Source organism: Paenalicyclobacillus macrosporangiidus (genome assembly GCF_900116805.1).
GTDB classification, from domain to species: Bacteria; Bacillota; Bacilli; order Alicyclobacillales; family Alicyclobacillaceae; genus Alicyclobacillus_H; species Alicyclobacillus_H macrosporangiidus.
In genome coordinates, this window is sequence record NZ_FPBV01000049.1 from 1 (window position 1) to 8,715 (window position 8,715).

At 55.7% G+C, this 8,715-nt stretch carries 9 protein-coding genes, 1 tRNA gene and 1 pseudogene; 6 read left to right on the top strand and 5 right to left on the bottom strand.

The features are described 5' to 3' along the window. Nucleotides 1-1,089 precede the first annotated feature (1,089 nt). The 3 genes and pseudogenes from BM357_RS19545 to BM357_RS18165 all read left to right on the top strand — a co-directional run. A pseudogene (locus tag BM357_RS19545) lies at nucleotides 1,090-1,191 on the top strand (transposase); the annotation flags it as partial. Between the two features lie 38 nt (nucleotides 1,192-1,229). Next, entirely contained in the window at nucleotides 1,230-1,688 is a 459-nt protein-coding gene (locus tag BM357_RS20015; RefSeq protein ID WP_175511590.1) for an AAA family ATPase, read from the top strand. Continuing rightward, the gene (locus tag BM357_RS18165) at nucleotides 1,689-2,057 is read left to right on the top strand and encodes a hypothetical protein (protein ID WP_067922345.1); all 369 of its coding nucleotides are present in this window, start codon (nucleotides 1,689-1,691) and stop codon (nucleotides 2,055-2,057) included. Between the two features lie 245 nt (nucleotides 2,058-2,302). Here BM357_RS18165 and BM357_RS18170 read toward each other — a convergent pair whose 3' ends face one another. The 3 genes from BM357_RS18170 to BM357_RS18180 are packed head-to-tail and all read right to left on the bottom strand — an operon-like array spanning nucleotide 2,303 to nucleotide 4,760. Then, on the bottom strand, nucleotides 2,303-2,968 hold the full coding sequence (locus BM357_RS18170) for a TetR/AcrR family transcriptional regulator (RefSeq protein WP_067922341.1): 666 nt from the start codon (nucleotides 2,966-2,968) through the stop codon (nucleotides 2,303-2,305). Nucleotides 2,969-2,988: 20 nt separating this feature from the next. Next, on the bottom strand, nucleotides 2,989-4,017 hold the full coding sequence (locus tag BM357_RS18175; RefSeq protein ID WP_074956751.1) for an ABC transporter permease: 1,029 nt from the start codon (nucleotides 4,015-4,017) through the stop codon (nucleotides 2,989-2,991). Then, entirely contained in the window at nucleotides 4,014-4,760 is a 747-nt protein-coding gene (locus BM357_RS18180; protein ID WP_074956753.1) for an ABC transporter ATP-binding protein, read from the bottom strand. Before BM357_RS18180 ends, BM357_RS18175 begins: the two co-directional genes overlap by 4 nt. Nucleotides 4,761-4,987: 227 nt before the next feature. Between BM357_RS18180 and BM357_RS18185 the strand changes: the two genes are divergently transcribed. Together BM357_RS18185 and BM357_RS18190 are read left to right on the top strand one after the other, a co-directional pair. Further along, nucleotides 4,988-5,524, top strand: a complete 537-nt coding sequence (locus tag BM357_RS18185; protein WP_067922328.1) for a PadR family transcriptional regulator — start codon at nucleotides 4,988-4,990, stop codon at nucleotides 5,522-5,524. Nucleotides 5,525-5,527: 3 nt separating this feature from the next. Then, on the top strand, nucleotides 5,528-7,156 hold the full coding sequence (locus BM357_RS18190; protein ID WP_074956755.1) for an MFS transporter: 1,629 nt from the start codon (nucleotides 5,528-5,530) through the stop codon (nucleotides 7,154-7,156). Nucleotides 7,157-7,465: 309 nt separating this feature from the next. On the opposite strand, the gene BM357_RS18195 is transcribed toward BM357_RS18190, so the two are convergent. Continuing rightward, nucleotides 7,466-7,539, bottom strand: a tRNA-Gly gene (locus BM357_RS18195). A gap of 206 nt (nucleotides 7,540-7,745) precedes the next feature. On the opposite strand from BM357_RS18195, the gene BM357_RS19550 reads away from it, so the two are divergent. After that, the gene (locus BM357_RS19550) at nucleotides 7,746-8,213 is read left to right on the top strand and encodes a hypothetical protein (RefSeq protein ID WP_139234797.1); all 468 of its coding nucleotides are present in this window, start codon (nucleotides 7,746-7,748) and stop codon (nucleotides 8,211-8,213) included. A 208-nt stretch (nucleotides 8,214-8,421) separates the two neighbouring features. Here the strand turns inward: BM357_RS19550 and BM357_RS18205 are convergent. Further along, on the bottom strand, nucleotides 8,422-8,715 hold a 294-nt coding region (locus tag BM357_RS18205), incomplete at its 5' end, for a transposase domain-containing protein (RefSeq protein WP_139234798.1).

Genomic DNA, 8,715 nt, shown 5'->3' on the forward strand with positions numbered 1-8,715 from the left:
GTTATTTTCCACGCCTTGGAGCTTGCGAATCCACTCAAGAACTGCGAAGCTATTGACAGAAGCCATCGTTGCGTTCCTCCTACTAGTTTGTTTCGACACACTCTAGTAGACACGCACGGTGGCTTCGTCGTCAATTGTGGACGACGCATTTTACACCACTACTTGAGACTTTAACCGATTGTGACGATGGCTTTCAAGCCTCTTGGACGTGCGAAGCCCCCGTCTCCGGCCGGTGATTTCCGCTGAATTTCCGTCCGATCCGCTCGCCAATCGCTTGATTTCACGCTATTCCGGCTCCCGTCCGTCTCTGTCTCTGCCCGCCTTAGGCGCAGAGACAGAGGCGGACGCCCCAGCCTTCGCCATCTCTCGTGCCAGTGGTTAGCATGCATGCCACATTCCCGCTTCGCGGGTGTTTATCACGACGCCATTTGCCAATGCCGTCGTGATAAACCGTGGCCGCCCACATACCCTGACGGGTGCCTGCTTTCAGCAGGCGGTGGGCGTCGCATCCTCGGCTTCCGCCTCGGCGCATTCATTCGGCGACCATCCTGTCGCCTGTGTTGACCCCGATCTTTTTCGCCATCACCTCCTTCAAAATTTGTGGCCATGCTCGAACACCGCACGACTGTGAACACCGCATTCCCATCGTCGCATCGTGCACACGACGGAAGATGCAGATGGTGCACCCCTCCGGACACGTCTCACGTCCCACTGGCCGGGGGCATGCTTTCGACGTGTCTGAGCGCAATCTGACCGCCTTATGGCAGGTCGTACATCGCCCGTCTATCGCGTGCCCTTATGGGCGCGACAGACCCGAACCGTGATGTACTGGCGACCCTTACGCCGATTCCGCATGGAACCAGACTTCCGGATCGAACCAATGGCAAATAGGGCTTTGTACCTCCATTGCAGGAGTGGATATTTTTGCTCTCCACAGGATAGGGTCCGAATTATTTGGCGTGATTGTCACCTTGAAAAGGTGGTTAAAGTCTCAGGTGGTGGTGTAAAATTCGTTGCCTCAATTGACGAGAAGGCCACCGAGTGCCATCTACGTAAGTGACACGAAATTCTTCGTAGAGGAGGCATCCTCTGGAGGGTGAGTATCCCTACGTATGGCTGGATGCCACGTTCCCGAAGGTACGGGAAGGCGGACGCGTTCAGAGCATGGCCTTTGTAATTGCCATCGGCGTAAGGGGACGAAACAAAAACTGGGCATCGTGGCTGCCTTCATGCACCGACCTGAAGTCTTGATCCTGGATGAGCCGACATCCGGGCTGGATCCGCTGATGCAACAGCGGTTTCTGGAACTGGTTGAGGAGGAGGAGCGGCGGGGCGCCACCGTCTTGCTGTCCTCGCACCTGTTTCCGGAAGTGGAGCGCGTCTGCGACAGGGTCGGCATCCTCAAGGACGGGCGGATTGTCGCCGTGGAAGACGTGAAAGACCTGCGCGCCCACCAACGCAGGGTGTTCACGGTGCAGCTGGCGAGCCGGGAAGACGTGCAGAAGCTGCAGAGAGCAGGATGTCGAATCGTGCAAACGCGAGGCGGCGAAATCGACATCGAGGTGCGAGGGGATTACAACCGCTTCGTCAAAGCCCTGTCCCAGTGCGACGTCACAGGCATGACCACCCGGGATTTGGGATTGGAGGAGATCTTCATGCACTATTACGCTGGACAGGAGGCGTTATAAGTGAGCGCGGCTCTTTTCCGAACCACCCTGAAGATCCATACGCCTACAATCCTGAGTTACGCACTGGGCACGAGCGTCTATCTGTGGCTCTTTATCGGCGTGTATCCGTCGCTGGCCAAGTCGTCGGCGCTCAACTCCCTGTTGCAAAGTTTGCCGCCCGGGATGCTGCAGGTCATCGGGTACCAATCCGGCGTCTCGCAAGTGGGAGACTTCCTCGCGGGCGAATTTTACGGACTCATCTACTTGATTATCCTCGCCATCTATACCGTGACGACAGCCACCAAGCTCATGGCGCGCAGTGTAGACAACGGATCGATGGCGTATCTGTTAACCTGTCCGTGTTCACGGTCTTCCAGCCGCAGGACCTGATTCACGGGCGTGGTCCCGTTGTCTCCACCTCACTCTGGCTCGCCCTCGCAGCCGCGGCGCTGTTTGCCGTCGCCGTCGCTGGCTTCCGCCGGCGAGAGATGTCGCTGTAGGTGACGAATCAAGTGAGCTGCACAGGCACGGGGTCGCCCAGCTCAAGCCGGTCGGCCTCGACCCGGCATCCGTAGGCCAGGACACGAACCCCGTGCCGCGCGGCAAGCCTTTCCGAAAAACGCGTCGGGGGAGAATCATTCCTTCCTCGGCGCCAATCCGTGCATGATGAAATTCACCACACGCTCAATCTCTTCCTCATCGTTCCAATCATGCTCCGGAAAGAGATAGCAGCGCGTGAAAATGTAGCCCATGATGGCGGACACACTCATTCGCAGAAGAGCGAACGGGGGCATTTCGATGAGATCCCCGCGGGACTGAAAATGCGTGATGATGCGCTTCAGGCGCTCGCCGACCTGGGGGAACAGCTGCTCCTTGAACTGGCTTTGCAGCTCGGGATGAAACGGGATCTCATGCAGCATGATCTTCACAATCGGCGCGTGTTTGACAACAAACTCCAACCTGTTGCGCATCATCGCCCGCAGAAAGTCCTCAAACTGCTCGTATTCCGTATCCAGGACTTGGTGCAAATCGCGAAGCACGAACGGCGCGACGAGCTTCGACATCACAGGCGCGACTATGGACAAGAGGAGGTCTTTCTTCGTTTTGTAGTGACGGAAAATCGTGCCCTCCGCCACACCGGCTCGCTGGGCGATCTCGCTTGTCGACGTCGACGCGTACCCTTTGTCCGCAAAAATGTCCACGGCGGCCTGAATGATTTTGATCTGCTTTTCCGTCATCTTCTCTTCTTCATCGGTGAGACGAAGCAGGGAAGACAGCCACTGTTCCATCTCCTCAGCCATGGCTTCACCCCCATCACCGGCTACACGTGCCGATACTTGCGCAACGTCAACACGTTCAGCACCATGAAAACGAGCGAGAACGCCAGCAGCACGGCCAAATCCATCACGATGTCAGTAAACCCTTTGCCCCGAATCATCACGTTTCGCATGGCGTCTGCGCCGTAGTAGAGGGGCATGATCTTGCTCAGCCAACGGAGCCACACCGCCATGGTATCAATGTTGAACAGCCCAGAAAAGAACACCTGCGGTACGATGACCAGCGGGATGAACTGCATCATTTGAAACTCAGAGTTGGCGAACGACGATAGAAACGTCCCCAGCGTCAGCGCGGTGATAGACAAAAGCAGGGTGATCAACAACAGGTTGATGAGCCTTCCATTCATCATCATGCCCAGGATGTCGACACAAAACCATGCTATCAGAATGGCCTGGATGGTAGTGAAGAGCCCAAATCCGGCGACGTAGCCCGCCACGATTTCCCAACGCCGAATCGGCGTGGCCACGAGGCGCTGAAGTGTGCCCGTGGTGCGCTCCTTCAGGAAGGAGATCCCCGCAACCAGAAAGACAAAGAAGAACGCAAAGAAACCAATGAGGGCAGGGCCGAAGTTGTCAAAGGATGACATCTTGGCCGATCCGTACAGATACGTGATTTTGGGCTGGATGCCGGTTGGGCCGGGCGAGGAGGCCTCGGCCATTTGTTGAAGATCGAGGAGAATCGCCTTGTTCTTGGACGGATCGCTGCCTTCCAAAACGACAGCGGGCCTTCCGTCTTGCCAGCTGATGTAGGCGTCGATGGTCTGCGTCTTCAATGCCTCAAGCGCGCTGTTCGTTGACGAATACGAAACCAGGCTCACGTCCTCCTGGGCCAGGCGCTGCGTCACCATCGCCGGCACATCGACGGTGCCGATTTTGGGCTTGTAGGTGTTGCCGTTGAAAACGAGAGAAACAAGGGTCAGAATCAGGATGGGCGCCACCAGCATCAGCATTAGGGTCCGTTTGTCATGCAGGAATTGACGCCAAATCCGGACAACCAGGGCGCAAACCCTCATCCCCGAACACCTCCAAAGGCGAGGAACGCCTCTTCAATTGTCGTGACGTTGGCGCTTGCCTTCAGCTCACCTGGTGTGCCGACGGCAATCAGCCGTCCGTCCCGCAGCATACCCAGACGATGACATTTCTCCGCCTCGTCCATGACATGGGTTGTGACCAAGATGGTCGTTCCGGATTGACTCATGTCCCGCAATTCATTCCAGATGGACACGCGTAAGGCGGGATCGATGCCAACCGTCGGCTCGTCCAAAATGAGAATCCGCGGCCGATGGAGCATCGCGATGGCCAGGGACAGCCGTCGTTTCATCCCGCCAGAATACGTCGACACCCGCTTTTTCATGGAATCGGTGAGGTGGACAAGCTCCATGACTTCCTCGATTCGACGCCTGCGTCCCCTGCCCCTCAGGCCGAACAAGGATGCGAAAAAGTCCAGATTCTCTTTCGCGGTAAGCTCTGCGTACAGCGCGTCCGATTGCGCCATATATCCGATTTTCCCCAACATGTCGAGCCGGGGCATCTGTACCCCGCCGACGACCACCGTTCCACTCGTAGGCCGATCGATTCCAGCCATGAGCTTGACCAGCGTCGTCTTTCCCGATCCGCTGGGGCCCAACAGCCCGAATATCTCCGCGGGCTTGACTTCAAAATCGATGTCTTGCAGCACCAGCCTCTTGCCAAACTTGCGGTCCACGTGGCTGACCTGGATTCCCCATCCCTCTTCGCGGCTCCCTTTGCCGAACATGTCATCCGCCCCTTTAAAGTGAGTAATCACTCACTAACGAGATACCACACAGGCGTGTCTTTCGCAATACCGATGAAAGATGCAGCCACGGGATGCATGAAGCCCGTGGCCAGGATGAGGATGCCCATGATGCCCGGTTCCGCACCGTACACCATTGACGCGATGTATATCATTGTGATATATCTATATGAGAATAAATCTATACTTCACGTGAAGGAGGTGTCCTGGTGTACGAACTCGTCATTCTTGGCTTCCTGATGCGCTCCGTTTCACACGGGTACCGTATCGTGAAAATCATTAACGACATTATTGGTCCATATGCCAAGTTGAGCAGCGGCAGGCTATATCCTTTGTTCGAAAAACTAGCCAGAGATGGACAGATTGAAGCAACAAACGCGCAAGGCAAGGGCACGAGGCAGCGGGAATACATCATCACGGAGAAAGGAAAGCAGCGGTTTCATCAGTTGATGATGGACACGGTGTCAAATCCGGGCGAGTACAAAAAGCTTTTCCAAATGAAAATGGTATTTTGGGACCTCATCGAACCCAATGAGCAACTGTACTTGCTTGATCATTACCGGAACTATTGCCAGACCCACATTTTTCACCTCGACCACGAAATCGAGGACTTGCAAAACCGTCACAGAGACATTGGCGATTATGTGGAATCATCGATCAGCGTGATGACACACATCAAAGCAGAGTGGGAATTGGAACTTGAGTGGGTTGAGAAGATGAAGCAGGGTACAGAAGGAGCGAACTAAGAGATGAACACAGAAAAAGTGAAATCGCACAAGTGGTGGGCTTTAACGGCAGTTTGCTTTGGATTGTTCATGGCCCTGCTCGACGTCACCATTGTCAATGTGGCATTGCCGACGATTCAAGCAAGCCTCAATGCCCCCTTCTCGGACCTGGAATGGGTCATTGACGCGTATGCCCTTTCCTTCGCGGTTGTGCTCATCACCTCATCGCGCCTTGGAGACATCCTTGGGCGAAAGAAGGTCTTCATCACCGGGTTGTTTATTTTCAGTCTCGGTTCTCTGTTTTGCGCCCTTTCCGGCGATTTTACGTTCCTTACAATGTCGCATATCGCGACGCTGGATCTGTCCCGTGCCATCCAAGGCCTCGGAGCATCGGCGATGATGCCACTATCCCTCTCTATCATCTCGACTGAATTTCATGGGAAAGAGCGCGGCGCGGCCTTCGGCATTTGGGGCGGAGTATCGGGCCTAGCCACGGCAGTTGGACCTCTCGTGGGTGGTATCCTTGTCCTGAAAGTCAACTGGCAATCGATTTTCTACATCAATGTGCCGATTGGCGTTATCGGAATTTTGCTGTCGCTGTGGGCCATCCGTGAATCGAAGGAAGAACGGGCCGCTCATTTCATAGACGTGTTCGGGCTCATCACGCTCACGGTCAGCATGCTGTGCCTTGTGCTTGCCCTGCTGCAAGGCAACGAAAAGGGCTGGTCTTCCGGGTACATCCTGACCTTGCTGATTGTCGCTGCGGTTTTCCTTGTGGTTTTCATTGTCGGAGAAATGCGCATCAAAAACCCGATGATTGATCCGCGGCTCTTTAAAAATCCGAGTTTCACAGGTTCGGCCATTGCTGCCTTCACCTTAAGCGCAGGGTTCTACTCCCTGTTCTTCTATTTGACATTGTTCCTGCAGAATTACTTGGGATTTGACTCCCTTCAGGCGGGACTTCGGACTTTGCCGATGAGTGCACTCGTCTTGCTTGGCGCGCCCCTCGCCGGAAGATTGACAGACAAATTCGGACCCAAGTGGTTCCTGGTCATTGCCCTTGCGTTGCTATCGATCGCGGTATTCCTCATGACCCGCATCTCGCCCGTCGACACCAAGGCGGATTGGATCGTACTGCTTCCATCCTTCATCATCGCCGGAATTGCGAATGGGATGGTCAATCCTCCCCTCTCCAGCATCGCGATGGGCACCGTCCACCCCACCCAGATTGGAATGGCGTCGGGCGTGAACAATGTGAGCCGTCAAATCGGGATCGCGTTCGGAGTCGCTTTTCTGGGCGCCATGCTGACCACCCGGTACAACCACTCCGTGCAGGGCATGGTGAACGCCCTTAGCGTCCCTGGATTGACGGAAGCCGCAAAGCAGAACATGATTGCAGGCGTGCAAAAGGCCGGTACGATTGCTGGAAGTATGGGATTGCCGAGTTCCTCACCAGAGGCCGCTCCGTATGTACACAATCCCGCGTTTCCAACGCTCCAGCACATCGCCCGCACTTCCTTCATTCACGGGACGGTTGATGTTCTGGTGATGGCAGGAAGTATCCTGGCAATCGGTGCACTCTTGTGTCTGATCTTGATTCGCGACAAGGACATGGTCCGTGTTCCGCATGCACCTGAGCGTCAGCCGGAATGACAGGAGGTCCGGTCACACAAAGGTTTTCGAGGGGGACCACGGCTCCCCCTCGAACCTGTTGATGCTTTGTGAAGTCCCCGAAAGCACCCCAAGAACTCCAGATGAGGAATGTCCACGCCAGTGCGAGCGATGGCGTCGACAAGTCTCTTATTGTTCAACCCTTCTTCTCGGCGACAACGGCGATTTCATTCAGCTGCCGAAGAAGTGCCCGTACGTTCACATGAATGTATCTCCTTTCACACAAACTGCCGCTGTATTCTTCACACTTAGTGAATCACAGCGGCAGTTCAAATTTAGTTTGGTTCGTTGTGGAGCGGGTGAGGGGAATCGAACCCCCGCTACCAGCTTGGAAGGCTGGAGTTCTACCATTGAACTACACCCGCATATCTTTCCGGACAAACTGCGTACCTGTGTAGGTTACTTCCGTACAGGCCCTTCCCGAGCCAGTCCCCTTCAATGCCTCCGCAGTTACCCTTCTATTTTACCCAGACTTCGCCTCCTATGCAACTGCCTGATTTGAGACTTTTTCAATCATCACCGCCTATACTCCAGAATAACAAGCCCATGGTGCCTCGAGGAGGCGAAATGGATGGCGAAATCCACCGACTTGAAATCGGATCGAAAACAGCGAAGCGCGGTGCGCGCGCGACTGCTGTCTGTCTTCACCTGGGGCACGGTTATCACCAGTGTCGCCGGTTTTTTCACCATTTGGTACAACATCCACCAATCCGCAAAGGCCAGCCCCGTATCCTCTACCACGGCCAGCCGCGACGCGGGCACCCACTCGCATAGGAACTCAAGCACAGGTTCCAGCGGTGATGGCGCGAGTTCAGGAGCCCAATCTGGCGGCGGAACTGAACCAGGGTCGCAATTTGGGTCGTCTGGGTCAGAAGAGTCCGGGAACTATGGCTACGGCGACGGGTATGGTCACCACCACGGGTCTTATGGTGACAACTATGGCAGCTCCGGCGGGTCCGGGCTGTTTGACGGCGGCGGACAAGGCAGTGCCGGCATCAGCCCTGGAAACCATTCGGATGTTCAGTCGCACGCGTCGTGAGGCCGACCATGCACACGAGGACGTTCTCCGCCATGGGGACGACGGCGGAAATCGCCATCGCGCCACCGTCCATCGAGGTAGAGTCCATCGAGACAGATCTCGGTAAGCGTCAAAGCCCCCACACCTTGCGTTTCTCCAACCGTCGTGCGACAGTCATGGACGACAACAATCAGCCCCGCCAGGAGACCCAGCGGGGCGATTTCTCATGCTATCCTTTTTTTCCACGTCTCCGGATTCGTTCCGGCAGGCGATCTGACCACGGGAGCAACGCGTCCATCGCTGCCCGGTCATCCGTTCGGATGTTGGGTAGCCGCTCGAACAGGTATTCCAGGTACAAATACGGGTCCAGCCCGTTCTCCTTGGCTGTCTCCACTAGGCTGTAGGCGATGGCGCTCGCCCTCGCACCTTGTGGGGTGTTGGCAAACAGGAAGTTCTTGCGACCAATTACAAACGGCTTGATTGACCGCTCGCTCCGGTTGTTATCCAACTCCAGATGGCCGTC

Excerpts from the sequence above, each read along its gene's own strand:
- BM357_RS20015 (WP_175511590.1), top strand. The coding sequence starts at position 1,230 with ATGCACCGACCTGAAGTCTTGATCCTGGATGAGCCGACATCCGGGCTG.
- BM357_RS18170 (WP_067922341.1), bottom strand. The coding sequence starts at position 2,968 with ATGGCTGAGGAGATGGAACAGTGGCTGTCTTCCCTGCTTCGTCTCACC.
- BM357_RS18175 (WP_074956751.1), bottom strand. The coding sequence starts at position 4,017 with ATGAGGGTTTGCGCCCTGGTTGTCCGGATTTGGCGTCAATTCCTGCAT.
- BM357_RS18180 (WP_074956753.1), bottom strand. The coding sequence starts at position 4,760 with ATGTTCGGCAAAGGGAGCCGCGAAGAGGGATGGGGAATCCAGGTCAGC.
- BM357_RS18190 (WP_074956755.1), top strand. The coding sequence starts at position 5,528 with ATGAACACAGAAAAAGTGAAATCGCACAAGTGGTGGGCTTTAACGGCA.
- BM357_RS19550 (WP_139234797.1), top strand. The coding sequence starts at position 7,746 with ATGGCGAAATCCACCGACTTGAAATCGGATCGAAAACAGCGAAGCGCG.